Raw genomic sequence first — 24,191 nt, forward strand, 5'->3', positions numbered from 1 at the left:
TCAGAAAGCGAGGTGAAAAATGCAAACAATTACCGTGTTACTAATAATCTCTGTTTTTGTTATCGGGGTGATACTGGGGGGGGCCTCTGTCTTTTTTGCCCGGCAGATGGTCATTAACCGCCAGCTCCGTAACGCGCAGAGGAAGGCCGCCAGGACAGTGGCCGAAGCCAGGAATGAAGCCCGGGAAATTATTAACGAATCCAAAGCGGAGGTAGATAAAGCTATAGCAGCCAATGATTCCGAATACCGTGAAAGGCGCACGGAACTACAGCGTCAGGAAAGCCGCCTCTCCAACAAGATAGAAACACTGGACCGCAGGCTGGAAAGCATTGAACAGCGTGAACGTAACCTGATCAACAAGGAAAAGAGTATCGATGCCATTCGTGCCGACCTCAATTCGATCAAAGACAAGCAGCTAAAGCAGCTGGAGATGGTTTCGGGCATGACCAGCAATGAGGCCAAGCAGTTTTTGCTGGAGAAGATAGAGGTTGAAATCCGGGATGAAAGTTCCCGGCGACTTCGGGACTGGGAAGAAAAGCTGAAAGAGGAATCTAATAAGAAAGCCCAGGAAATTTTATCCCAGGCCATCCAGCGTTCCGCTTCTGAAGTGGTATCGGAAACATCGGTAGTCAGTGTTCCGCTGCCCAGCGATGAGATGAAGGGCCGGCTCATCGGGCGGGAGGGCCGCAACATCCGGGCACTGGAGCAGGCGACCGGTGTCGACCTGATTATTGACGATACACCGGAAGCGGTGACTCTTTCCAGTTTCGACCCGGTAAGACGGGAAATAGCCCGCTTAGCCTTAAACAAGCTCATCATTGACGGCCGTATTCACCCGGCACGCATCGAGGAGGTGGTAGCCAAGACCAGGGAAGAAATAGAGGCCACCATGTACAGCGCCGGCGAGCAGGCGGCTTACGAGGTAGGAGTGCACGGACTACGCCCGGAGCTAATCAGATTACTGGGTCGCCTCAAGTACCGCACCAGCTATGGACAGAATGTTCTCACCCATAGCATCGAGGTTGCTTATCTGGCCAGTATGATTGCCGCCGAACTGGAGGCTGATGTCAATATCGCCAAGAGGGCCGGACTGCTGCATGACATCGGGAAGGCGATAGACCGTGAGGTAGAAGGCACGCATACAGCTATCGGGGCGGACCTGGTAAAGCAATGGGACAAGTCCCCCGAGGTTATTCAGGGTATCGTCGAACATCACCTTGAGACCAGCAATGTCAGCATCTGGGGCTATATCATATCAGCGGCTGACGCCATCAGCAGTGCCCGGCCGGGAGCCAGGCGCGAGTCATTAGAGAACTACCTGAAACGGCTGCGGGCGCTGGAGGACATCGCCAATAACTTTAAGGGAGTAGAAAAGTCTTTTGCCATTCAGGCCGGGCGTGAAATCCGCATTTTAGTCAAGCCTGAAGAGGTTGACGACCTGGGAGCGATGAGGCTGGCCCGGGATATCGTCAAGAAAATAGAGGAGGGTCTGGAGTACCCGGGGCAAATCAAGGTTATCGTTGTCCGGGAAACCAGAGCCGTAGACTTCGCTAAATAGGAGGTAAAGGTACGGGGGTAACCGTCAGCTATGACCTGGTGTTGTCCTCTGCTGGAGCATCGTGTTAATTCTAGCCATTGGTGATATAATCGGCAGGCCCGGCAGGCAAGCCGTAAATAAGCTCTTACCGGAGCTGCACAGGCGACACAAGTTTGACCTGGTTATCGCCAACGCCGAGAATATTGCCGGCGGCATAGGGGTGACACCACTGACGGCCAGAGAGTTGCTTGACGCCGGCGTTGACGTACTTACCTCAGGCAACCACATCTGGGCGCAAAAAGAAATCATTCCTTACCTTGATGATGAAAATATGCCTCTTTTACGCCCGCTGAACTATCCGCCGGGGGTACCGGGGAGGGGCTATCTCATCAAGAAGGATATTATGGTGGTCAATCTTATCGGAAGGACTTTCATCGGCAACTTCGATTGTCCATTCCGGGGCATGGATAAATTGCTGGCGGAGCTTAACCCCAGACCGCCGGTAATTATTGTTGACTTTCACGCCGAAGCAACATCAGAAAAGATGGCGCTGGGGAGATACCTGGATGGCAGGGTCAGCGCCGTGCTGGGCACACATACCCATGTCGGCACCATTGACGCCCAGCTGTTTCCCAGAGGCACCGCCTATGTCACCGATATCGGCATGACCGGCCCGGTTGACTCGGTTATCGGTGATGATACTGAATCAGTACTGCAGCGTTTCCTCAGCTCCATACACAACCGTCTATCCGTAGCTCAGGGTAAAGTAATGTTCAACGCGGTACTGGTTGAGATAGACAAAAAGAGCGGTAAAGCGACCCGTATCGACCGCGTCTACCAGGAGGTGGAATAATGTCCCAGGTTGACCTCCACATCCATTCCACAGTATCCGATGGCACCTTGAGCCCGGCGGAAGTGGTCAGTAGAGCCGCTGAGGCCGGGCTAACCGTTATCGCCCTGGCGGACCACGATAACCTTGACGGCATTGCCCCCGCCCTGGAAGCGGCCAGAAGTTTCCCTCAGCTAACCGTGATACCTGGTGTTGAGATCAGCGCCGACATTGCCACCGGCGAGGCTCATGTTCTGGGCTATTTTATAGATTATACTCACCCCGAGTTGTGCGACGCTCTGCAGACATTACGCGATTCCCGCCTGGAACGGGCACAGCAAATGATTGCCAAACTGGGGAGGTTAGGTCTGCCCGTTGAGTGGGAGCGTGTCAGGGAAATCGCCGGCAGCGGCTCCGTCGGCCGTCCCCACATCGCCCAGGCGATGCTGGAGAAAGGCTACATATCTTCCATGAAGGAGGCGTTTTCCGGCTATCTCGGCTGGGGCAAGCCGGCCTATGTCTCACGAAAAAAGATGAGCCCCGCGGAACTGGTAAAACTGATACTGCGGGCGGGCGGCGTGCCGGTGCTGGCACACCCGCTTACCCTTAATGAACCGGAGGCGCTGATTGTTGAACTGAAAGCCCACGGCCTGGCCGGTATCGAAGCTTACTATAACAATTACACCCCTGAAGAAATCAACCGACTGGTGACGCTGGCTGACCAGCACGGCCTTATCGCCACCGGCGGCAGCGATTACCACGGGCTGGACAACAGCACCGAGACCATGATCGGCGGGGCTGATGTCCCCATCACCGTGGCCGAGAAACTCTTTGCTTTAGACCAGGCCACCAGGCGGTCAAGTCAGCCAAGCCGTAACCAGAAAAAGTAAATGGGTATCGAGTTTGTCTTACTGGTTGCAGGCGCCTATCTGCTAGGCTCAGTGCCGACCGCCTATCTGATTGCCAAATGGAGACGGGGGATAGATATCCGGCAATACGGCAGCGGGAACGTCGGGGCGTCCAACGTTTTGTCTGTCGTCTCGAAGCGGTGGAGCATCCCGGTAACTATTTTTGACCTGGGGAAAGGGATGGTAACGGTGGGGCTGGCCCAGTTAATGGGGCTGGGCGTCATCCAGCAGATAATCATCGGGTTGGCGGCCATTATCGGACACAACTGGACAGTCTTTCTCGGTTTCAACGGGGGGCGCGGTATGTTCACTACCCTGGGTGTCCTCCTGGTACTGTCACCCAAGCTGGGGATAAGCGCTTTAGTCCTGGCTTACCTTTTTGCGCCCTTCCGGCAGCTATCCCTGGGAGTAACCATAGCCCTGGTCAGCTTACCGGTGGCAAGCTGGTTTCTCAGCGAGCCGTTCGGCATCGAAGAAAGGTCGGCCATTACCTTGGGTTACCTGTTGCTACTGTTTACCGCCATGTTACGGCGGTTGACGGTGCCGCGCGCCCCGATCAGCGCCGGGCTGCCAACCAGAGAGGTGGTTATCAACCGCCTGCTTTTTGACCGGGACATCAGAGACAGAAAAGCCTGGATAAGCCAGAGCCGCAGCCCGGAAGGCAGCAAGAAAAGCGCCGGTTAGTCAGCTATTCGAGCTGAAACGGCAGACCTCCCGGAGGCAGCACCGCGGGCAGAGGGGGCGGGGGCGGCAGACATTCTTGCCCAGACAGATCAGCAGGGCGTGATATTCATTGAACAGCACCGCATCCGCCGGTAAATTTTCCGTAAAGAGCGACTGATAATCCGCGTAGCTGTTCCCATCAACCGCCAGGCCGATGCGGTCGATAATACGGCGGGTGTAAGCGTCAATAACAAAAACCGGCTTGCCTACCGCGTACAGGATTATGGAATCAGCTGTCTCCTCCCCGATACCCCAGACCGCCAGGAGCTGCTGACGGAGCCGGTCAGTAGCACCATCGGAAAGCCTGCTCAGGTCGTCATCACAGTATTCCTGGAGCCAGTGCACCAGGGACTTGAGCTTACGCGCCTTGACGTTATAGTACCCGCAGGGGTGAATAAGGTCGGCAATTTCCGCCAGGCTGCGCTGGCGAAGCGCCCGGGATGACAGCGCCCCGGCCGCTTTCAGGTTGGAGATAGCCTTCTCCACATTACGCCAGGCGGCGGACTGGGTGAGTATTGCCCCCACCATCACCTCAAACGGCTCCTCGGCAGGCCACCAGTGCTGGTGGCCGTAGCACTCGATGAGGCGGCGGTAGATATTATCCAGTTGTTGACCGACCGTTTCCAGGGTCAGGGCAGGCAATCCATCAGCCATTTCAGCACCTGCAAGTCCATTGTTATCATAGCATATCTTGAGAGCCGGCGGAAAAGCTGCAAAAAGAAAGAGAGGGGCTATGCCCCTCTCCGAAATCTTTCCCTGCTAATGCCCGGCCTTGACCAAACAGGCAGCTTGTGTGTTTATCCCTCTCAGCCAGAGACCTTAACGCTTGGTGTACTGAGGCGCTTTACGGGCACGTTTGAGACCGGCCTTCTTTCTCTCTTTAGTCCTGGAGTCTCTGGTAAGCAACCCGTTCTGGCGCAGCACCGGTTTAAGGCCTTCGTCGGCAGCCAGCAGGGCCCGCGCAATACCATGAGAGATAGCGCCGCACTGACCTGATACGCCGCCGCCGTCCACCTTAACCGTTATGCTGTACTTGCCGAGAGTCTCGGTCAATACCAGGGGCCTGGCGATTGCCTGACGGTTGACCAGCCTGGGGAATAACTCCTCATAAGGAGTGCCGTTGACCACGATGGCGCCGCCACCCGGCAACAGCCGTACCTGGGCTACCGCCGTCTTGCGCCTGCCTGTCTTCTGATAGTATGTTTGCTTTGCCAAAGAAACCTCCCTTTTCCCTGCCTTTTATGCTATCCCTTCTCTTCTTTAGTCAGGTCAGTTTTTATCTGGCCCTGATAAGGATGACTGGTACCGGCGTGAATCCTGAGCCTGGTCATCATCCCGGCGGCCAGGCGGGTATGAGGCAACATGCCCTTAACGGCATGCTCAATCACCCGTGTGGGATAGGTCTGCATCATCCTCTCTAAACTGGTACTTTTGAGCGCTCCGGGATAACCGGAATGCCGGTAATAGAACTTTTGCTGCGCCTTCTTGCCGGTAACCCGCACCTTCTCCGCGTTGATGATAACGACATAATCACCGGTATCCAGGTGATTGCTGAAGATTGGCTTGTGCTTACCCATCAGCAGGCTAGCCGCCCGTGTCGCCACCTTGCCCAGGATTTCATCTGAAGCATCGATAAGGTGCCATTCCCGCTCAATATCAGAGGCTTTAGTACTATAGGTCTTTAACATTTATCATCCTCACAAACTAAGGTTACGGTTTTCAAACGGTCTCCTCGGCTAAAGGGCGGGGATAGTTTACCCGCGTCAGGAATAGCCCGCAAGCGGGGGCCGCCGGTCCGGCCAGACCGGGTCTTTTGGCAGCCATTATATCAACAAACCCGGCGACATCCATCTTACCCAGACCGACCCTGATTAAGGCCCCGGCGGTATTACGCACCTGATGAGGTAAGAATGAATTAGCCACCATATTAAATACGGCCATATCCCCGTCTCGCCTGATTTCCGCCCGGTAAACCCGGCGCACCGTGCTCTTCACCCCGGCGCCGGTACCGCTCATAAAAGAGGCCAGGTCATGTTCGCCGATAAGCGCCTGACATGCCTGATTCATCACCTCGATATCCAGTCGCCCGCCAACCCGGTAGGAAAAACCCTCTCTCAGGGGCGACCGTACCGGGCTATTAAGTATGTAATAGTCATATTCCCGGCTCACCGCCTGTCTCCTGACGTTAAAGGAATCCCTTACTCTATACGCCGTCCTGACCGCCACATCCGGAGGCAGATAATAATTCAGCCCGCTAATAAAAGTCTCCGGGGGATGGGGTGACGCTGTCCTGAAGCTGACCACCTGCCCCCGGGCATGGACGCCGGCATCAGTGCGGCTGGCTGAGGTCACCCGCGTCTTTTCCCCGGTAAGCTTCCGTAGCGCTTTCTCTATTTCCTCTTGAACAGTAGGCATATCAGCCTGCCACTGGGAACCATGGTAGCGGGTACCGTCATATTCCAGCACCAGGACGACCCTGGTAGTCACGGCTGAACCGGTAATCAGTCCCACGTCCGGAATATCGGCGGTAAGCACCATTTATTTCACCAGCTCAAGCTGGACCATCAGGGCGCCATCACCCAGCCTGGGCCCCAGCTTAGTAATACGGGTATAACCGCCGGGACGGGCGGAATATCTCTGGGCAAGCTCATTAAATAGCTTGTCGGCGATGTCTTCATTGAAGACAAAGGACAGTGCCTGGCGACGGGAATGAAGCCCGCCCCGCTTGCCTAACGTAATCATCTTCTCCGCCAGACCACGTACCTGGGCGGCCTTGGGCGCGGTGGTAGTAATCTTCTCATAACCCAGGAGGTCAGTCACCAGGTTACGATACATCGCCCTGCGGTAACTTGAAGTCTTGCCTGTTCTTGAACGTGCTGTTTTGTTACTCATTTCATGATACCCCGGTTATTACTCCTCGGATTCCATTCCGGCCAAATTTTCCTCATCATCTCCAATGTAAGAAGCCAGCGAGAGTCCCATTGACTCAAGGCGGTCGATTATCTCCTGCCGGGACTTTTCCCCGAAATTACGCAGTCCCAGCAGTTCTTTTTCCTCTTTGGCGATTAATTCGCCAACGGTAGTAATACCACCACGCCTCAAGCAGTTGAGAGTACGTACGGACAGGTTTAGCTGCTCCACCGGCATATTGTACTGCTCCTCATCAATAGTCAGACGAGCAGCCTCCCCTGAATCTTCCTGGGAAACCCGGGTAAAATTAGCAAACGCGGCGAGCTGCTCGCCCAAAATTTCAGCGCTGCGGCTAAGGGCGGTGACCGGTGATATCGTCCCATCCGTCCAGACTTCCAGGTACATCCGTTCCCGACTGGTCTCCTGACCGACATGGACCGGCTCAACGGTAAAATTGACTTTACGTGTCGGGGTGAAGATGGCATCTACCGGAATTACTCCAACGGCCATGTTCTCGCTGGACTCAGCTTCTCTGTAGCCGCTGGCCAGTTCCACGTCTAATTCCACATAAAGCCTGGCTTCAGCCGAATCCAGGGTGGCCAGATACAGACCCGGATTAGCGATTTCAAAGTCCGCCGAGGGTTTAATATCAGCCGCGGTAACCTGTTTTTCTCCTTCCGCTTCCAGTACCAGCTTACCGGGACGCCCTGAGATTGGCTTTAACCTCAAGCCTTTGACGTTAAGCAGAAAGTCGGTTACATCCTCTTTCACGTAAGGAATAGGCGAGAATTCATGCTGAATTCCTTCAATCTTAACACTGACAACCGCCGCCCCCGGAAGATGTCCCAGTAACACTCGCCGCAGGGCGTTGCCGATAGTAATACCAAAACCCTTCTCCATAGGTTCGGCGCCGAACCGCCCGAAGTTATCACCGCTCTCAATACATTCAACCTTAGGTACCACGAGGTGAGACAAAACCGACCTCCTTATCGCGAGTAGTACTCAACTATCGCCTTCCCGTCAAACTTGGTATCAATATCATCAGGGGTGGGCAAAGACAAAACCTGCCCAACGAGAGTCTGCTTGTTCAGGCTTAACCAGCCGACCACAGACTTAGCCTGAATATCTTTGAGCAACTGCTGATAATACTCAGACCTGGTACTACTCTCTTTCCAGCTAATAGTATCCCCCTCCCTGACCAGGCAAGAGGGTATGTCATTCTTACGTCCGTTGATCGTGATGTGCCCGTGCCGAACCAGCTGGCGAGCTTGAGCACGGGATTCTGCAAAGCCTAAACGGTAGACCGCATTATCAAGTCGCCTTTCCAGTAATACCAGCAAGTTGTCACCGGTGATACCCATCTGTTTCTCCGCCTGAGCGAAAATCCGCCGGAACTGTCTCTCCAGAACGCCGTAGCTGTAGCGGACTCTCTGCTTCTCCATTAACTGAAGACCGCGGTCAGAAATCCGCCGGCGGCGTTGAGTGGCTTGTTGTCCCGGGGGTCTCGGCCTTCTCTCCAGTGTGCATTTGATAATGCACTTGCTGCCCTTGAGCATTAGCCGCTCACCGGTACGACGACACAACTTGCAAACTGAAAGCGTATATCTTGCCATTTCTTACCTTACACCCGCCTTCTCTTCGGAGGACGGCAGCCATTATGCGGAATTGGAGTCACATCCATAATGCTGGTGATAAAGAGGCCCGAGCTTTGCAAAGAACGGATTGCCGCCTCACGGCCGCTGCCCGGCCCCTTAACAAAGACCTCAATCTGGCGCAGGCCGTGCTCCATGGCTCTACGCGCGGCGTCCCGGGCCGCCAGCTGGGCGGCATAGGGAGTACCTTTCCGTGAACCCTTAAATCCTGATGACCCTGAGCTGCCCCAGGCAAGGACATTACCCTGGGGGTCAGTAAGGGTCACAATCGTATTGTTAAAGGTGGACTGGATATAGGCTTTCCCTGACGGAACAACCTTTCTTTCCCGCCGTTTTCCTCTGGTTCGCCTCCTCTGTGTCATACTACTCCTCTTCTGAAAATAAATTTCAATATCGTATTACGTTATATTACGGCTACTTCTTGGCCACACCGCGTCTCTTGCCCCTGCCGGCGACTGTCTTACGCGAGCCACGCTGGACACGGGCATTGGTGCGCGTGCGCTGCCCCCTGACCGGCAGGTTATGGCGGTGTCTCGAACCCCGGTAGCTGCCAATCTCAATGAGACGCTTGATATTAAGGTCAATCTCTCTTCTCAGTTCCCCTTCAACAGTATACTCTTTGTCAATAATCTCCCGCAGGCGGTTAACCTCTCCCTCGGTAAGCGCATCCGTCTTGACATCGTAATTGACGCCAGCCTGAGTCAGAATCTTCTGGCTGCGGGTAGAGCCAATACCATAGATATACTGCAATGCCACCCAGATTTGCTTGTCACGGGGGATATCAACTCCAGCAATACGCGCCATCTTTCCCTCCTAGGGTTACCATGACTAACCCTGCCTCTGTTTATGCTTGGGGTTAGAGCAAATGACCCTGACTACCCCGTGCCGTTTAATTACCTTACACTTATCACATCTAACTTTGACTGAAGCTCTGACTTTCATAAATATCTGCCTCTCATCTATCCAGCGAACCGCCTACTTGAACCGGTAGGTAATCCTGCCCCGGTTCAGGTCATAGGGCGATAGCTCAACCAGTACGCTATCACCGGGCAAAATCCTGATATAGTGCATTCTTATTTTACCTGAAATGTGCGCCAGTACTTTATGCCCGTTGGGCAGCTCAACGCGAAACATGGCGTTGGGCAGAGACTCAACAACCGTTCCTTCAACCTCGATAACTTCTTTTCTGGTTTTAGGCATAAAACCCTCATCTATAAAGCGGTAAGCACTTCAGGCTCAGCATCAGTAATGGCAATGGTGTGTTCGAAGTGGGCGGAAAGGCTACCGTCACCGGTAAAGACCGTCCAGTGGTCATCGCCCACCCTGGTGCGCCAGCCGCCAGCATTTACCATCGGCTCGAGAGCCAGAGTCATTCCTTTCTTCAGAGTCGGCCCCTGCCCCGGCAGCCCAAAATTGGGCACCTGAGGATCTTCATGCATCTGCCGGCCAATACCGTGTCCGGTGTATTCCCGTACTACCGAGTAGCCCCTTGACTCGGCGTAATGCTGAATGGCCACCGAAACGTCTCCCAGCTTCGTTCCGTGGCGAGCGGCTTTAATCCCCGTCTGGAGGGCGCCTTCGGTAACGGCTATCAGCTGTTCCGCCTGCGGGCTAATCTTACCCACGCCCGCCGTCAGCGCCGCATCTCCGTGGAAACCATTAAAAATAACGCCAAAGTCCAGCGACACGATATCGCCATCACGCAGAACCCGCTTTCCGGGAATGCCGTGCACAATCTCATCATTAACTGAGACACAGAGAGTAGCCGGATATCCCCGGTAGCCCTTAAATGAGGGCGTGGCTCCCAGGTTTTCCGCTTCCCGCGCGGCAATAATATCTAATTCTTCCGTCTTCATCCCTGCTCTCAACTGTGATTTTAACACTTTCAGTACCGTAGCCACAATCCTTCCGGCCTGCCGCATGGCGGTAATCTCCGGTTCGGATTTGATGGTTATACTCACCGCCCCCCCAGGCGGGCAAACTCTTTATCCAGAGCCGCTATCATTCTTCCTTCTACCTCCTCAACACCCCCATCCCCGTCCACCTCCAGCAGTTTACCGTCCCGGGCATAGTAATCAATCAGGGGAGCGGTCTCGGTAAAATATACCTGCAGCCGCTTTTTCACCGTCTCAACCCTGTCATCAGGGCGCTGGTACAACTCGCCGCCGCACTGGTCACACTTACCCGGGACCCCGGGAGGAGAATCTACGGAGTGGTACGGCGCCTGACACTTCCGGCAAACCCAGCGCCCGCTCAACCGCTTTAATAACTCCGGCTCAGGAACCCTGATATACACCGCCTTATCGATAGCCTTCCTCCGCTCGGAGAGGGCCCGGTCCAGAGCTTCAGCCTGGGGCAGGTTCCGGGGGAAGCCGTCCAGAATCACCCCGGCCTCGCAGTCCGGCGCGGAGAGGCGCTCCAGGACCATCCGTATCGTTATTTCGTCCGGGACGAGAGCCCCCTTTTCCATATAAGATTTGACCTCCCTGGCTAACGGAGTTTCCTGTTCCTGTGCCTGGCGGAACAGGTCTCCAGAGGCAATATGCGCTATCTTCAATCTCTGTGCCATCCTGGCTGCCTGCGTCCCTTTGCCGGCGCCGGGAGCACCCAGAAAAATAATATACACTTGTATTTTATCCCTTATTTCAAAATTGCTGAAAGTTTTTACTATTTGATGAAGCCTTCATAGCGCCGCATCACCAGCTGCGCTTCAACCTGCTTCATCGTATCCAGAACAACACCAACGACAATCAATAAACCCATACTGGAAAGCTGTATCACCTGGACACTGGTAATCTCCCGCGCCAGGTAAGGTGTTACCGCCACCATCGCCAGGAAAAGGGCCCCGGCCCAGGTAATACGCTTAACTACCTGATCAAGATAGTTGGCCGTTTGCTTTCCCGGCCTGATTCCGGGAACAAATCCTCCCTGCCGCTGCAAATTACCGGCCAGGTCCTGCTGCTGGAAAATGACCATGGTGTAGAAGAAGGCAAAAGCGACCGTCAGCAGAAAGTAGAGTCCCCAGTAGAACATGCCCAGGGGGAAGGCAGCGTTGGGATTGAACAGGTTCTGAATATGATTAGCCAGGTTAGGGGCATCCGGCGGACCGGCGAAGTAGCTGGCCACCATTCCCGGGAAGAGTACCATGGACATCGCAAAGATAAGAGGTATCATGCCGGCCGTGTTTACCCGCAACGGAATATGAGTGGCTCCTGACTGTTTATACATGCGGTTACCACGGAATACGGTACGGGCATACTGTACCGGGATACGCCGGTGCGCCTCGGTAAAAATAACTATGGCCACGATGGTAGCCAAGGCGATGAGCACGTAAGCCACCAGTCCGCCAAACTGCTCCCTGGCCAGGAAACCGCTGCCAATCATCTCCGGCAGACCGGCCACAATACCGGCGAAGATAATAATAGAGATACCGTTGCCGATGCCGTATTCAGTAATAAGCTCACCCAGCCAGACCAGGAAGATGGTGCCCGCCATCATGGCGAAGACCATCGCCACCGTGGGCAGTAGGTCGGCGCTGGCCACCACCCCTTCCCGCCGCAGCAGGACAATCTGCCCGTATCCGGCCAGACCGGCCAGGGGTACCGTCAGCCAGTGCGTATAGCGGTCAATGCGGTGCCGGCCGGCTTCTCCTTCCTGGGCAATAGCCTGTAAGCGTGGTATCACCGGTACCATCAACTGCATGATGATTGAAGCCGTAATATAGGGATAAACCCCCATCGCCGCCACGCTGAAATTCCGCATGGCGCCGCCGCTGAACATATCCAGCATACCCAGCAGCGCATTACGTTCAAAGAGTTCCCGCAAAGCATCGGCATCCACTCCGGGTAGAGGTACGTGAGCCACGAAGCGGAATATTACCACGATAACCGCCATAAAAAGAAGGCGCCGCCTTAAATCAGGCAGGTGGAAAGCGTCAATGGCCGCCTGCAGCAGCCGTGGTCTAGTTGTTCTCGGGCGCATACCCCATCTCCTCTACTTTGCCCCCGGCCGCTTCGATCTTGGCTTTAGCCGCCGCCGAGAATTTGTGTGCCCTTACGGTAAGGGAATGTTCGATATCACCCCCGGCCAGAATCTTGACCGGGTGACGCAGCGATTTCACCAGTCCACGGGCAAGCATTGTCTCCGGCGTGACCTCACTCCCCGCTTCAAAGATATTAAGCCGGTTGATATTGATCGCGTTGTACTCCGTCCGGAACATGTTGACAAAGCCCCGCTTCTGGGGCAAGCGTTTGATCAGAGGCAGCTGTCCGCCTTCAAAGCCGGGCTTCATCTTAAAGCCGGCGCGAGACTTCTGCCCTTTAACGCCCCGCCCTGAATAATTACCGTGTCCGCTACCGTTCCCCCGCCCCGCCCGTTTCCTGTCCTTTCTGGAACCGGCAGCCGGAGAGAGTTCATTTTGCTTCATCAGTTTTTTCCTCTACCCTGACTAAATGCCTCACTTTTTTAATCATGCCCCGCAATGAGGCCGAATCCTTATGGATAACACTATGATTCAGCCGGTGCAGACCGAGGACTTTCAATGTCCTCTTCTGGTCACCAGCGTAGCCAATAGCGCTTTTCACCCAGGTGATACGTAATTCGGTCATCGACTCTAACACCTCTCAAGCGAGACTGCCGGGAAAGACCCCCGGATTTCTCCGGTAAACTAGACTTCCCGGCTCCCGGTTGTAGCTTCCGATGAGGTACCCCGTTTTTCACCGGCTACCTCGAAGATTGCCTTCCGTCTGGCCAGCTCCTCCGCCGGGTTCTTAAGCTGGCTGAGGGCGAGCAATGTCGCCCTGGCGACATTAACACGATTATCACTGCCCAGTGATTTGGTCAGAATATCCTTGACTCCGGCGGCTTCCAGCACTGCCCGCACACTACCACCGGCGATAATACCTGTCCCGGGCGCGGCCGGTTTAAGTAATACTTTAGCGGCGCCGTACTTGACCTTGATTTCATAAGGAATGGTTGTCCCGGCCATCGGCACTTTAATCAGGTTTCTTCTGGCCGTGGCATTTGCCTTGTTGATGGCCTGCGGCACCTCATTGGCCTTACCCAGACCAATACCGACGTATCCATTACCATCACCGGTAACCACCAGGGCACTGAAGCGGAGGCGTTTTCCCCCTTTCAATACCTTGGCTACCCGGTTGATATGAATCAACTTGTCATTCAGCGCCAGCTCCCTCGGGTCTATCCTGGTCAGCAACGCGCTCATCTTTTCCCACTTTCTCCGTCAAAGGTTTTCAAAACTTCAGACCTCCCTTACGAGCTGCGTCAGCCATGGCCTTTATATTACCATGATACTGATATCCGCCCCGGTCAAAGGCTATCCGGTTAATCCCTTTGCTCAATGCCCGCCGGGCGATAAGGGCACCAACCAGCTCAGCCTTATCCGTCCTGGATTTACCGGCAGCTGCCTCCCTTATTTCCTGGTCCAGAGTTGAGGCTGAAGTCAGTGTCTGACCCTGCGTGTCATCAATCACCTGGGCATAAACATGCTTCAGACTGCGGAAAATACACAATCGGGGCTGGGGGGGGGTGCCCTTCACCTTGGCCCGGACGCGGATGTGCCTCCGCCGGCGCGCTACCCTCGGCTCATCTCTGGTCATTTAGAACCTCCCACCGCCTTGCCTGCCTTACCCGGTTTAAGGCGAACCGGTTCCCCGGAATATCTGATACCCTTGCCTTTATAAGCGTCAGGCGGACGGATAGCCCGAATCCTGGCGGCCATCTCACCCACCGCTTCCTTGTCAAACCCGCTGACCTTAATCCGGTTGTTACCCTCAACATTAAGGGAAACGCCGGGCAGAGGGGAAACCTCAACCGGATGGGAAAAGCCGATGCGAAGTATCAGATTATCGCCCGCTTTCTCCGCCCGGTAGCCGACTCCGACTATTTCCAGCACCTTCTCAAAGCCTTTGTCCACCCCCTGCACCATGTTAGCCAGCAGGCTTCTGGTCAAACCGTGCAGGGAGCGGTGCCTACGGTTATCACTGGGCCGGGTGACCAGCAGGTTATTATCCTCAAGCGCGATCGACATCTCCGGACTAAAACTACGCTGAAGCTTCCCGTTGGGCCCGGTTACCGTGACCTCATCTTTTTTAATGCTCACCGTCACTCCCGACGGTACAGCTATCGGCATTTTACCTATTCTAGACACCAGTCTTACCCCCGGATTCAATTACATAACATAACATAGCAGCTCTCCGCCAAGTCCCTGTCGCCAGGCCTGCTGGCCTGTCATCACACCCTTAGATGTTGAAACAATGGCAATACCCAGACCGCCGCTAACCCGCGGGATCTCTTTCCGTCCCATGTATACCCGCAGCCCGGGCTTACTTACCCGCTCCAGCCCGGAAAGGACCGGCCGGTTATTATCATCATACCTGAGCACCAGCTTTATTGTCCGGTGAGGCTTCCCCTTGAGTACCTCATAGTCTTTGATAAAACCCTCTTCCTTGAGGATCCTGGCCAGAGAGAGTTTCATTTTTGAGGAAGGTACCAGCACCGAATCATGACGTACCATAATTGCGTTACGTATCCGCGTTAGCATATCCGCTATTGGGTCAGAGATAGTCACCGTTCCTCCCTGAAATTACCATTTATTTTTATTATCACCAGCTTGATTTTCTCACGCCGGGAATCTGACCTGACAGAGCCAGTTTGCGAAAACAAATACGACACAGGCCAAACTTACGGATGTAGGCATGAGGCCGGCCACACACGTGACACCGGTTGTGCTGCTGAACGCTGTATTTGGCGGGACGTCTCCACTTGGCAATTTCTGATTTCTTAGCCATTGTCCTCCATCGCAAAAGGCATTCCCAACAACTCCAAAAGGTTTCTGCCTTCTTCGTCTACTTTGGCGGTAGTAACAAACGAAATTTCCAGACCCCGGGATTTGTCTATCTTGTCGTACTCTATTTCCGGGAAAACGGTCTGCTCCCGGAAGGCCAGGGTATAGTTGCCACGCCCATCAAAAGAGTTCCGGGGAACTCCCTGAAACTCGCGGATGCGGCATAAAACGGTGTTTACCAGCTTATCAATAAACTGATACATGCGCTCACCGCGCAGGGTCACCTTTAAGCCGACGGGCATCCCTTCCCGCAGCTTGAAATTGGCGATGGACTTCCTGGAGCGGGTCGTTATCGGGTGCTGTCCGGTAATAGTTGCCAGATCTCTTTCCGCCGCCTCGAGAGCTTTGGCATTCTGGATAGCCTCTCCCACCCCAATATTAAGCACCACCTTCTCCAGGCGCGGTACCTCCATGATATTTTTGTATTTACTACGCTCCATAAGCGCCGGGACAACTTCCTGCTTGTATTTATCTCCCAACCGTGACATCTAATCAATCACCTCATGACAAGCGCGACAAACCCGCACTTTCTTACCATCCGCCAAAAAACGGAAGCCAATACGGGCAGGGTGATTACATTTAGAGCAGAGCAGCATCACATTGGACACATGGATTGGCGCTTCCCGCTCTATTATACCCGCCTGCCGCGCCTGACGTACCGCCCGGGTATGTCTCTTGATAAAATTAACGCCCTCAACCAGCACCCGCTCGTCACGTGGATGAGCAAAGCGCACTTTACCCTTTTTCCCCTTGTCCTTACCGGCGATAACCAGAACCGTGTCGTTCTTCCTGATATTCATCTCATAAAACCTCGGGGGCTAAAGATATTATCTTGGTGAAATTTTTATCTCTCAGTTCCCGCGCTACCGGGCCAAAGATACGGGTTCCTTTAGGGTTATTCTTATCCGTAAGAATAACCGCCGCATTCTCATCAAATCTGATGGAAGAGCCGTCAGGGCGCCGGTACCTCTGAGTGGTACGAATAACAACCGCCTTGACCACTTCGCCTTTTTTCACGGCTCCCCCGGCGGTTGCCCGCTTTACCGAAGCCACGATAGTATCTCCCACCCGGGCAAATTTCCGCCCGGTACCGCCGAGCAACCCGATGCACATAATCTGGCGGGCGCCGGTGTTATCAGCTACTTTAAGTCTGGTATAAGATTGTATCATGCCGCTCTACCTCAAATATCAGCCTAGGTTATTTCCCTGGGTTGAATTTCAATGGCTTCCTTCTTGGTTATTATCTCAGCCACCCGCCACCGCTTGTCTTTGGAGAGAGGACGGGTCTCGATAATCCTGACGATATCCCCTTCCCCGCACTCATTTTTAGCATCGTCAGCCTTATATTTAACCAACTTCTTAAGCGTCTTCCCGTACCGCGGGTGATGCGTGGTTGTTTCCACAGCGACAACCGCAGTTTTATCCATCTTGTTGCTGACGACCCGGCCAATCCTGATTTTACGCTTTGTCTCCATATCTTTCAAACCCACTCCGAGCCTGTTTTAACTCCTGATCTTTAATAACTTACTCCTGAGCCAGTTCCCTCTCTCTGATTATCGTCTGCAGCCGGGCGATGTTCTTCCTGGTCGCCCGTACCTGACGATGGTTGACCAGCTGCTTGGTCTCCAGACGAAAACGTAGGTCAAAAAGCTCACGATGAGCAGCTTCTAGCTGCTTCGCCAATTCTTCGGAGCTCAAGGCTCTAATTTCATCAACTTTCAATTGACACCAGCTCCCACCGTAGTCTGACTATCCGGCCGCCGTCAGGCTTTCCCTGACGACAAATTTAGTATCTATGGGAAGTTTATGCGCCGCCAGGCGCATTGCCTCCTTGGCGACATCCTCATTAACGCCGGCCATCTCAAATAAAATCCGGCCCGGCTTTACTACCGCCACCCAGTGGTCCGGGGCGCCTTTGCCTGAACCCATACGGGTCTCCGCCGCCTTCTTGGTGACCGGTTTATCCGGGAAAATGCACACCCAGATATTACCGCCCCGACGAACGTAACGGGTAATCGCCCGCCGCGCGGCTTCGATTTGACGGGCAGTGAGCCAGGCAGGCTCCTGCGCCTGCAGGCCGAAATCGCCAAAGACAACCGTATTCCTCGAAGAGGATTCACCACGACGGTGCCCTTTATGCGACTTGCGGAACTTCACTCTTTTAGGTTGTAACATCATCCTCTCCCGCTGGCTTAGACGACTCTACCTCATCCGTATTTCCGGCAGCCGCTTCCGCAGCTGGCGCGGTTCTGGCCCGGCGTTTCGGCGCCGGTTTGTCCGGCGCTTCTTCTGCCGCTACTGCCGTTACGCCTTCTGTGCTTTCTCCGGCAGCCGCTTCCGCAGCCGGCGCGGTTCTGGCCCGGCGTTTCGGCGCCGGTTTGTCCGGCGTTTCTTCTGCCGCTACTGCCTCAGCCATTGTTTCTGCCGGCGCTTCCTCGGCTTCCTCTTCTTTTTTGACCTCCGGCAGGATTTCACCTTTATATATCCAGACCTTCACCCCGATGCGCCCCATCACCGTACGCGCCTCGATAAAGCCATAGTCAATATCAGCCCGCAGCGTGTGCAGAGGTACCTGTCCCTCCCGCATACTCAGGCGGCGCGCTATTTCAGCGCCTCCCAGCCTGCCGGAACAACTGACTTTCATTCCTTTGGCGCCAGCCTGCATCGTGCGTATCATTACCTGTTTCATCGCCCGGCGGTAAGCAACCCGGCGCTCAATCTGCTCAGCTATGTTCCTGGCTACCAGGTAGGCATCAAGTTCAGGCTGCTGAATTTCCTGGATATTTAATTGCACCTTCTTACCGATAAGTCGCTCCAGGGAACGCCTGGTCTCATCAACCCGCTGTCCTCCGCGGCCGATGACGATACCCGGCCGGGCCGTATGAACGGTCATCGCCACCTGGTTTGCTTCACGCTCAATCTCCACCAGAGAGACGGCGGCATCGGCATAAGCGGATTGAATAGCCTGCCTCAATTTCAGGTCTTCCTGCAGGAAATCGGCGTAAGATTTATCGGCGTACCACTTAGCCTGCCAATCACGGATGACGCCAAGTCTAAAGCCCAGTGGGTGTACTTTATGTCCCATTAACTCTCCTGTTCACCAACAATTACGGTAATATGACTGGAACGTTTCAGGATAGGGCTTACCCGCCCTCTGGACCTGGGACGGAACCTCTTCAAAGTCCGCGCCTCATCAGCATAGATACTGACAATTTTCAGGTCCGCGGCCGCCATCTGAAAACCATTCTCGGCATTAGCCGCCGCTGATTTTATCACCTTGGACACGACGCGGGCAGTCGGGGAAGGGGTAAATCTGAGCATATTTAAGGCTTCGTCAACCTTCTTACCCCGTACCATATCAACCACCAGCCGTACCTTGCGCGGTGATACTCCGGTATCTTTAGCTATCGCTCTTACTTTCATTTTTATACCTTCAGGCTTTTCCTAAAACCAGCCGTAAGCTGCTATTTCCTTCTTACCTGAGAAGTCCTTTCCGCCTTGGAGACATGCCCCCGGAAGGTCCGCGTCAGAGCGAACTCACCCAGCTTATGCCCCACCATATTCTCCGTAATAAAGATGGGAACGTGCCTCCGCCCATCATGCACGCCGATGGTCAGACCTACCATGTCCGGTAATATGGTAGACCAGCGCGACCAGGTCTTGATAACCGCTTTCTGGCCGGAGCGATTAAGCGCTTCCACCCTTTTCATCAGTTTTTCATCAACGGCTGGACCTTTTTTGGTTGACCTTGACATTATTACTTCTTCCCCCGGCGTTTAACAATCATTTTATCCGAAGCCTTGTTCTTACGGGTCTTGTAGCCCAGTGCCGGCTTCCCCCACGGCGTTTTCGGCCCGGGGAGACCTATCGGGCTTCTGCCTTCTCCACCACCGTGAGGGTGGTCGCGGGGCGTCATCGCCGAGCCTCTTACCGTGGGCCTCCAGCCCGACCACCGTTTCCGGCCGGCCTTGCCTAATTTTATGCCCTGGTGCTCGACATTACCCACCTGCCCGACAGTCGCCGTACAATCACTGTTGACACGTCTGGCCTCACCGGACGGCAGCCGGATGAGGGCATAATCGCCTTCCTTGGCTACTATCTGGGCGGACATCCCGGCGCTGCGCACCAGCTGCCCCCCCTTGCCTTTCTGCAACTCTATATTATGTATCATAGTGCCGCTTGGAATCAACTTTAAAGGTAAGCTGTTCCCCGGTTTTATCTCGGCTTCTCCGCCCGCTTTTATCGTATCGCCAACTTTCAGTCCCAGAGGGGCCAGGATGTAACGCTTTTCTCCGTCAGCATCGTAAATCAGGGCGATCCGCGCCGAACGGTTCGGGTCATACTCGATAGCCGCCACCCTGCCCGGAACGCCGCTTTTGCCGCGCTTAAAGTCGATGATGCGGATATTCCGCTTGGCGCCTCCGCCGCGGTGACGGACGGTTATTCTCCCCTGGCTATTACGCCCGGCTCTCTTCCTCAGGGGCAAGAGCAGGGATTTTTCCGGCTTGTCTTTGGTTATCTCTTCAAAGGTGGCGCCGGTCATGCCCCGCCTGCCGGGAGAAGTTGGTCGATATATCTTTAATGCCATTTTCTACTACAGTCTCCCCAGTTTTTGAAGGGATTCCTTTTAAGAAGTAATCCCCGGGCCGAACTCTCACCTAATCCCGCTAACAGGGAAAGAGCGCAGTCCCTGAAGGGGCTTTCCCCCTTCCCTTTACCATTTATTAAGTACTCTCGAAGAGCTCAATCTTATCCCCCGGCTGCAGGGTAACCACCGCCTTTTTCCAGGGCCGGGCCGGGAGCTGCCGCATTCCTAACCGGCGCCGGCTACCGGGCATGGTCATCACATTCACCGACGTCACTTTGACCTTAAAAGCCTTTTCTACGGCCTGTTTAATCTGAGGTTTATTAGCCCCCGCGGCTACTTCAAAGGCATATTTACCATAAGCCTGGAGGGCGGTATACTTTTCAGTTATCAGCGGACGGCGCAATATCTGATGCAGTTGCACTGCTTTCTCCTCCGGTTGATTCCTCTCCCCACAACTCTTCCACCCTGCGTACGGCAGACACCGTTATCAATAACATTTTGCGGGAAAGGATGTCAACCACATTTAGTAAACTGGCCGGCATCGTCTTGACACCGGGCAGGTTACGGGCTGATTTGATTACATTCTCTTCCGGGGCGCCGGTAACGATAAGAGATGAAGAAGTCACGCCCAGGGCGGCCAGAACCTGCGCCATTTCCCTGGTTTTCGGCTGCTCAAACTCCAGCGCTTCGACGATTTTCAATTCCTGGTCCCGGACCTTGGCGGAAAGGACACATCTCAGCGCCAGCCGGCGCATCCGCTTCGGTAGCGCCTGCCGGTAACTTCTCGGCTTGGGCCCGAAGACGATGCCTCCCCCCCGGCGCAACGGTGACTTGATACTGCCCGCCCGGGCATTCCCGGTACCTTTCTGGCGGTACAGCTTCCGCGTGCTCCCGGTGACCTCGCCGCGGGTCCTGGTACTGACCGTGCCCTGGCGGGCATTGGCGCGCTGGCCGACCATTACCTGATGCACCACTCCCTGATTAAAGGGCACGCCAAACACGCTCTCGCTGATCTCAATCTGTTTTACTTCTTCTCCGGTAACACTGTAAACTGGAACCTGCATTTCGGCTATGCTCCCCCGCCCGATTTCTTTATCAGAAGCAGCCCGTTGCGGCTACCGGGTAACGCTCCCTTGACCAGCAACCGGTTATTCTCCGGGTCTGTTTTATATACTTCCAGCTTGCGCACCGTCACTCGCTCACCCCCCATGCGCCCGGCCATACGGGTCCCTTTGAGCACTCTGCCGGGGGAGGTAGTCGAGCCTATCGAGCCGGGGTGACGGTGCCGGTCGGACTGGCCGTGAGTCTTCGGCCCGCCGGCAAAATGATGGCGCTTGACCACACCGGCGAAACCCTTGCTCTTGGAGACTCCGGTCACATCCACGTGGTCACCTTCTTCAAAGAGGCTAACGTCAATCCTATCGCCGATATTGATCGCTTCCGCATCACCCACCCTAAATTCGCGAAGGTAGCGGAATTTACCCAGCTCCCTGAGATGTCCCCGCTGCGGCGACTTGATCCGTTTCGCCTCACCGAAGCCGAGCTGAACGGCATTATAACCTTCTTTAGCCTCGGTCTTTACCTGTATTACGGTACACGGCCCGGCCTCAATAACAGTCAGCGCTTCCATTTCACCGCTGTCATTGTATACCTGGGTCATGCCCAGTTTCCGGCCAATAATTCCCTGTAACATATCTTCAGCTTCCTTAAAGCGATTTGCGCCCCTCTATAATTTAATATCTACCTCAACTCCCGAGGGTATGTGCAGACCGGTCAGAGCATCTATTGTCTTGGAGCTCGTTTCGATAATATCAATAAGCCGTTTATGGGTCCGGATTTCAAATTGCTCCTGTGAGTCTTTATCAATGAACGGGGAGCGGATAACGCTGAACTTCTGGATATGTGTTGGCAGCGGCACCGGCCCGGAAATAACGGCTCCGGTACGCTCCACGGCTTCTACAATCTGTTCCGCCGCCTGGTCAACCAGCTTATGGTCAAAGCCCTTTATCTTGATACGAATTTTTTGTTTAGGCATGTTCACTCCCCACTTTATCAACCATCTTGGCCACTAAATCAGCCGACACTTCCTGATAGTGATCGAACTCTATCGAGTGAGTAGCTCTGCCTTGAGTTTTCGACCGGAGAACGGTTGCGTAGCCAAAAGCCTCCGCCAGGGGGATAAGGGCATGGATGGTAGCTAATTCTCCGTAGGTCTCAACGGATGCAAGATGCGCTCGCCTTGAATTGAGGTCACCGATAACATCACCCAGGAACTGCTCCGGCGTCACTACCTCCAGCTTCATAATCGGTTCCAGAAGAACCGGGGCCGCTTTAGCGACGCCGCTCTTCAACGCCATCGAACCGGCCATCTTGAAGGCTAACTCTGAAGAGTCAACCTCATGATAGCTGCCGTCAACCAGGGTTGCCTTGATATCAACCACCGGATAATTGGCCAGTACCCCGGTCTCCGTAGCCTCTTTGATACCGGCTTCAACAGCCGGGATGAAATTCTTGGGGATGGTAATCCCTTTAAGACGGTTAACAAACTCCAGACCGCTGCCGCGCTCCCCGGGCTCAAGCTCAATCCAGACATGCCCGTACTGACCATGGCCGCCGCTCTGCCGGATAAACCTGCCTTCGGCACGCACCGGCCGGGTGATGGTCTCCCGGTAGGCAACCCGTGGCCTGCCCACTTTGGCCCCTACTTTGAACTCACTGAGCAACCGGTTTACGATGACCTCCAGGTGAAGCTCACCCATACCGGAGATGACCGTCTGTCCCGTCTCGTGGTCAAAAACCACCCTGAAAGTGGGATCTTCCTCGGTTAGTCTCTGCAGGGCTTCCCCCATCTTGTCCTGGTCAGCTTTGGTCTTTGGTTCAATAGCCACTGATATTACCGGCTCAGGGAAACGGATCGACTCCAGTATCACCGGGCGCGAAGGATGACACAGGGTATCCCCGGTAAAGGTATCCTTAAGGCCCAGAGTAGCCACAATAGCACCGGTATCAGCCTCATCTATCTCGGTGCGGCGGTTGGCGTGCATTAACAGCAACCGTCCCAGCCTCTCTCTCTTGCCCCGGGTCGAGTTATAGACCTGGTCACCGGCGGCCAGCTTGCCGGCATACACCCTGAAGTAGACCAGCCGGCCGACGTAGGGGTCAGATACCACCTTAAAGGCCAGCGCGGTAAAGGGCTCCTCGTCACTGGCGGGAATGGAGAGCTCAGCCTGGCCATGAGTAGCCACAGCCGGCACGGGCGGCACCTCCAGCGGCGATGGCAGATAGCTGGTAATGGCATCAAGTAATAGCTGGATACCTTTATTCCGCAGCGCACTGCCACAAATAATCGGTACCCCTTTATTAGCCAGGGTTACTCTTCTTAAGGCCTGTTTTAACTCTTCAGCGGGAATGTCATGACCGTCAAGGTAGGCTATTAAAATCTGGTCATCCATCTCCGCCAGTTTCTCAATCAACGCCTGACGATATTCAGCACACTTCGCCCGCTCTGACTCAGGGATAGCCACCTCCGTCGGTTCTGTCCCGATCTCACCATCAAAGCTCCAGGCTCTGCTCTCAATCAGGTCAATAACGCCATGGAATGCAGTCTCAACGCCTAAAGGCAGTTGGATCGGCAGCGGTTTGGCGCGCAACCGCTGTTCAATCATGGATATGGTGCGGTTGAAATTGGCGCCGAGCCGGTCCATCTTGTTGATGAAGCAAATGCGGGGCACACGGTACCGGTCAGCCTGCCGCCATACCGTCTCTGACTGAGCTTCGACTCCGGCCACCGCGTCAAAAACCACCACGCCTCCGTCCAGTATCCTGAGACTGCGCTCAACCTCAGCGGTAAAATCAACATGCCCGGGGGTATCAATGATATTGATGCGGTGGTCTCTCCAATAACAGGTTGTCGCCGCGGCGGTGATGGTAATGCCGCGCTCCTTCTCCTGTTCCATCCAGTCCATGACCGCCGTCCCTTCATGCACTTCCCCTACCTTGTAGGTACGGCCGGTGTAATACAATATCCGCTCGGTGACGGTAGTCTTACCGGCATCGATATGAGCGATAAAAGCTATATTTCGTATATCTTCAAGTGGAAAACTTCTCGGCACTACCCTCTCCTCTGCCCCCGATTTAATTGTTTGCTGTTTATTTACCATACTGAAATTGCCCTTAGGT

At 54.6% G+C, this 24,191-nt stretch carries 39 protein-coding genes and 1 pseudogene; 4 read left to right on the plus strand and 36 right to left on the minus strand.

The window, feature by feature from the left end; genetic code table 11:
- The first annotated feature begins 19 nt into the window (after positions 1-19).
- From rny to Q8Q07_04940, 4 genes are all read left to right on the plus strand, one after another.
- Entirely contained in the window at positions 20-1,558 is a 1,539-nt protein-coding gene (gene rny / locus Q8Q07_04925) for a ribonuclease Y (protein ID MDP3879632.1), read from the plus strand.
- 61 nt (positions 1,559-1,619) lie between these two features.
- On the plus strand, positions 1,620-2,390 hold the full coding sequence (locus Q8Q07_04930; GenBank protein ID MDP3879633.1) for a TIGR00282 family metallophosphoesterase: 771 nt from the start codon (positions 1,620-1,622) through the stop codon (positions 2,388-2,390).
- Positions 2,390-3,256 carry a PHP domain-containing protein gene (locus Q8Q07_04935; GenBank protein ID MDP3879634.1) on the plus strand — a complete coding sequence of 289 codons (867 nt, stop codon included), beginning with the start codon at positions 2,390-2,392 and terminating at the stop codon, positions 3,254-3,256. The genes Q8Q07_04930 and Q8Q07_04935 overlap by 1 nt, the downstream gene beginning before the upstream one ends.
- Entirely contained in the window at positions 3,257-3,958 is a 702-nt protein-coding gene (locus tag Q8Q07_04940; protein ID MDP3879635.1) for a glycerol-3-phosphate acyltransferase, read from the plus strand.
- Here the strand turns inward: Q8Q07_04940 and Q8Q07_04945 are convergent, their stop codons facing one another.
- The 36 genes and pseudogenes from Q8Q07_04945 to fusA form a co-directional block, all read right to left on the minus strand.
- Positions 3,959-4,651, minus strand: a complete 693-nt coding sequence (locus tag Q8Q07_04945; GenBank protein MDP3879636.1) for an endonuclease — start codon at positions 4,649-4,651, stop codon at positions 3,959-3,961.
- A 165-nt stretch (positions 4,652-4,816) separates the two neighbouring features.
- Positions 4,817-5,212 carry a 30S ribosomal protein S9 gene (gene rpsI, locus Q8Q07_04950; GenBank protein ID MDP3879637.1) on the minus strand — a complete coding sequence of 132 codons (396 nt, stop codon included), beginning with the start codon at positions 5,210-5,212 and terminating at the stop codon, positions 4,817-4,819.
- A gap of 29 nt (positions 5,213-5,241) precedes the next feature.
- Positions 5,242-5,685: a 50S ribosomal protein L13 gene (gene rplM, locus Q8Q07_04955; GenBank protein MDP3879638.1), complete on the minus strand. Its 444-nt coding sequence runs from the start codon at positions 5,683-5,685 to the stop codon at positions 5,242-5,244.
- A gap of 31 nt (positions 5,686-5,716) precedes the next feature.
- Positions 5,717-6,535 (minus strand): tRNA pseudouridine(38-40) synthase TruA, encoded by an 819-nt coding sequence (gene truA, locus Q8Q07_04960; GenBank protein ID MDP3879639.1) that lies wholly within the window; start codon positions 6,533-6,535, stop codon positions 5,717-5,719.
- The gene (gene rplQ, locus Q8Q07_04965; protein ID MDP3879640.1) at positions 6,536-6,889 is read right to left on the minus strand and encodes a 50S ribosomal protein L17; all 354 of its coding nucleotides are present in this window, start codon (positions 6,887-6,889) and stop codon (positions 6,536-6,538) included.
- An 18-nt stretch (positions 6,890-6,907) separates the two neighbouring features.
- Entirely contained in the window at positions 6,908-7,882 is a 975-nt protein-coding gene (locus tag Q8Q07_04970) for a DNA-directed RNA polymerase subunit alpha (GenBank protein MDP3879641.1), read from the minus strand.
- An 11-nt stretch (positions 7,883-7,893) separates the two neighbouring features.
- Entirely contained in the window at positions 7,894-8,520 is a 627-nt protein-coding gene (rpsD, locus tag Q8Q07_04975) for a 30S ribosomal protein S4 (GenBank protein ID MDP3879642.1), read from the minus strand.
- Between the two features lie 8 nt (positions 8,521-8,528).
- A complete protein-coding gene (gene rpsK, locus Q8Q07_04980; GenBank protein ID MDP3879643.1) occupies positions 8,529-8,921 on the minus strand; it encodes a 30S ribosomal protein S11 in 393 nt (130 codons plus the stop codon).
- A gap of 52 nt (positions 8,922-8,973) precedes the next feature.
- Complete coding sequence (gene rpsM / locus Q8Q07_04985) at positions 8,974-9,363, minus strand: 30S ribosomal protein S13 (protein MDP3879644.1); 390 nt, start codon at positions 9,361-9,363, stop codon at positions 8,974-8,976.
- A 24-nt stretch (positions 9,364-9,387) separates the two neighbouring features.
- Entirely contained in the window at positions 9,388-9,501 is a 114-nt protein-coding gene (rpmJ, locus tag Q8Q07_04990) for a 50S ribosomal protein L36 (GenBank protein MDP3879645.1), read from the minus strand.
- 33 nt (positions 9,502-9,534) lie between these two features.
- Entirely contained in the window at positions 9,535-9,759 is a 225-nt protein-coding gene (gene infA, locus Q8Q07_04995) for a translation initiation factor IF-1 (GenBank protein MDP3879646.1), read from the minus strand.
- A gap of 11 nt (positions 9,760-9,770) precedes the next feature.
- Positions 9,771-10,520: a type I methionyl aminopeptidase gene (gene map / locus Q8Q07_05000; GenBank protein MDP3879647.1), complete on the minus strand. Its 750-nt coding sequence runs from the start codon at positions 10,518-10,520 to the stop codon at positions 9,771-9,773.
- Positions 10,517-11,185 (minus strand): adenylate kinase, encoded by a 669-nt coding sequence (locus Q8Q07_05005; protein ID MDP3879648.1) that lies wholly within the window; start codon positions 11,183-11,185, stop codon positions 10,517-10,519. The genes map and Q8Q07_05005 overlap by 4 nt, the downstream gene beginning before the upstream one ends.
- Before the next feature lie 41 nt (positions 11,186-11,226).
- Positions 11,227-12,540, minus strand: coding sequence for a preprotein translocase subunit SecY (gene secY / locus Q8Q07_05010; GenBank protein ID MDP3879649.1), 1,314 nt, complete (start codon positions 12,538-12,540; stop codon positions 11,227-11,229).
- A complete protein-coding gene (gene rplO, locus Q8Q07_05015; protein MDP3879650.1) occupies positions 12,521-12,985 on the minus strand; it encodes a 50S ribosomal protein L15 in 465 nt (154 codons plus the stop codon). Before rplO ends, secY begins: the two co-directional genes overlap by 20 nt.
- Positions 12,972-13,166 (minus strand): 50S ribosomal protein L30, encoded by a 195-nt coding sequence (gene rpmD / locus Q8Q07_05020; protein ID MDP3879651.1) that lies wholly within the window; start codon positions 13,164-13,166, stop codon positions 12,972-12,974. Before rpmD ends, rplO begins: the two co-directional genes overlap by 14 nt.
- A gap of 59 nt (positions 13,167-13,225) precedes the next feature.
- Complete coding sequence (gene rpsE, locus Q8Q07_05025; protein MDP3879652.1) at positions 13,226-13,771, minus strand: 30S ribosomal protein S5; 546 nt, start codon at positions 13,769-13,771, stop codon at positions 13,226-13,228.
- Positions 13,772-13,811: 40 nt separating this feature from the next.
- Positions 13,812-14,177, minus strand: a complete 366-nt coding sequence (gene rplR / locus Q8Q07_05030) for a 50S ribosomal protein L18 (protein MDP3879653.1) — start codon at positions 14,175-14,177, stop codon at positions 13,812-13,814.
- Complete coding sequence (rplF, locus tag Q8Q07_05035; GenBank protein ID MDP3879654.1) at positions 14,174-14,728, minus strand: 50S ribosomal protein L6; 555 nt, start codon at positions 14,726-14,728, stop codon at positions 14,174-14,176. Before rplF ends, rplR begins: the two co-directional genes overlap by 4 nt.
- A gap of 21 nt (positions 14,729-14,749) precedes the next feature.
- A complete protein-coding gene (rpsH, locus tag Q8Q07_05040) occupies positions 14,750-15,148 on the minus strand; it encodes a 30S ribosomal protein S8 (protein ID MDP3879655.1) in 399 nt (132 codons plus the stop codon).
- A 34-nt stretch (positions 15,149-15,182) separates the two neighbouring features.
- Positions 15,183-15,368, minus strand: coding sequence for a type Z 30S ribosomal protein S14 (locus Q8Q07_05045; GenBank protein ID MDP3879656.1), 186 nt, complete (start codon positions 15,366-15,368; stop codon positions 15,183-15,185).
- On the minus strand, positions 15,361-15,912 hold the full coding sequence (gene rplE / locus Q8Q07_05050; protein MDP3879657.1) for a 50S ribosomal protein L5: 552 nt from the start codon (positions 15,910-15,912) through the stop codon (positions 15,361-15,363). The genes Q8Q07_05045 and rplE overlap by 8 nt, the downstream gene beginning before the upstream one ends.
- On the minus strand, positions 15,913-16,224 hold the full coding sequence (rplX, locus tag Q8Q07_05055; GenBank protein ID MDP3879658.1) for a 50S ribosomal protein L24: 312 nt from the start codon (positions 16,222-16,224) through the stop codon (positions 15,913-15,915). It lies immediately after the preceding gene.
- Position 16,225: 1 nt separating this feature from the next.
- Entirely contained in the window at positions 16,226-16,594 is a 369-nt protein-coding gene (rplN, locus tag Q8Q07_05060) for a 50S ribosomal protein L14 (protein MDP3879659.1), read from the minus strand.
- Between the two features lie 23 nt (positions 16,595-16,617).
- Positions 16,618-16,899 (minus strand): 30S ribosomal protein S17, encoded by a 282-nt coding sequence (gene rpsQ / locus Q8Q07_05065; GenBank protein MDP3879660.1) that lies wholly within the window; start codon positions 16,897-16,899, stop codon positions 16,618-16,620.
- A 49-nt stretch (positions 16,900-16,948) separates the two neighbouring features.
- The gene (gene rpmC / locus Q8Q07_05070; protein ID MDP3879661.1) at positions 16,949-17,146 is read right to left on the minus strand and encodes a 50S ribosomal protein L29; all 198 of its coding nucleotides are present in this window, start codon (positions 17,144-17,146) and stop codon (positions 16,949-16,951) included.
- Between the two features lie 27 nt (positions 17,147-17,173).
- The gene (gene rplP / locus Q8Q07_05075) at positions 17,174-17,599 is read right to left on the minus strand and encodes a 50S ribosomal protein L16 (protein MDP3879662.1); all 426 of its coding nucleotides are present in this window, start codon (positions 17,597-17,599) and stop codon (positions 17,174-17,176) included.
- A gap of 178 nt (positions 17,600-17,777) precedes the next feature.
- Positions 17,778-18,509, minus strand: a pseudogene (gene rpsC, locus Q8Q07_05080) (30S ribosomal protein S3).
- Positions 18,509-18,847: a 50S ribosomal protein L22 gene (rplV, locus tag Q8Q07_05085; protein ID MDP3879663.1), complete on the minus strand. Its 339-nt coding sequence runs from the start codon at positions 18,845-18,847 to the stop codon at positions 18,509-18,511. Before rplV ends, rpsC begins: the two are co-directional and overlap by 1 nt.
- 41 nt (positions 18,848-18,888) lie before the next feature.
- On the minus strand, positions 18,889-19,179 hold the full coding sequence (rpsS, locus tag Q8Q07_05090) for a 30S ribosomal protein S19 (GenBank protein ID MDP3879664.1): 291 nt from the start codon (positions 19,177-19,179) through the stop codon (positions 18,889-18,891).
- A gap of 2 nt (positions 19,180-19,181) precedes the next feature.
- A complete protein-coding gene (rplB, locus tag Q8Q07_05095; GenBank protein ID MDP3879665.1) occupies positions 19,182-20,012 on the minus strand; it encodes a 50S ribosomal protein L2 in 831 nt (276 codons plus the stop codon).
- Positions 20,013-20,148: 136 nt separating this feature from the next.
- Positions 20,149-20,433: a 50S ribosomal protein L23 gene (rplW, locus tag Q8Q07_05100; GenBank protein ID MDP3879666.1), complete on the minus strand. Its 285-nt coding sequence runs from the start codon at positions 20,431-20,433 to the stop codon at positions 20,149-20,151.
- On the minus strand, positions 20,393-21,076 hold the full coding sequence (rplD, locus tag Q8Q07_05105) for a 50S ribosomal protein L4 (GenBank protein ID MDP3879667.1): 684 nt from the start codon (positions 21,074-21,076) through the stop codon (positions 20,393-20,395). Before rplD ends, rplW begins: the two co-directional genes overlap by 41 nt.
- A gap of 5 nt (positions 21,077-21,081) precedes the next feature.
- On the minus strand, positions 21,082-21,705 hold the full coding sequence (rplC, locus tag Q8Q07_05110) for a 50S ribosomal protein L3 (GenBank protein MDP3879668.1): 624 nt from the start codon (positions 21,703-21,705) through the stop codon (positions 21,082-21,084).
- A gap of 33 nt (positions 21,706-21,738) precedes the next feature.
- Positions 21,739-22,047 (minus strand): 30S ribosomal protein S10, encoded by a 309-nt coding sequence (gene rpsJ, locus Q8Q07_05115; GenBank protein ID MDP3879669.1) that lies wholly within the window; start codon positions 22,045-22,047, stop codon positions 21,739-21,741.
- On the minus strand, positions 22,040-24,172 hold the full coding sequence (fusA, locus tag Q8Q07_05120) for an elongation factor G (protein MDP3879670.1): 2,133 nt from the start codon (positions 24,170-24,172) through the stop codon (positions 22,040-22,042). The genes rpsJ and fusA overlap by 8 nt, the downstream gene beginning before the upstream one ends.
- Between the last annotated feature and the right edge of the window lie 19 nt (positions 24,173-24,191).

Source organism: Dehalococcoidales bacterium (assembly GCA_030698765.1).
GTDB lineage: Bacteria > Chloroflexota > Dehalococcoidia > Dehalococcoidales > UBA2162 > JAUYMF01.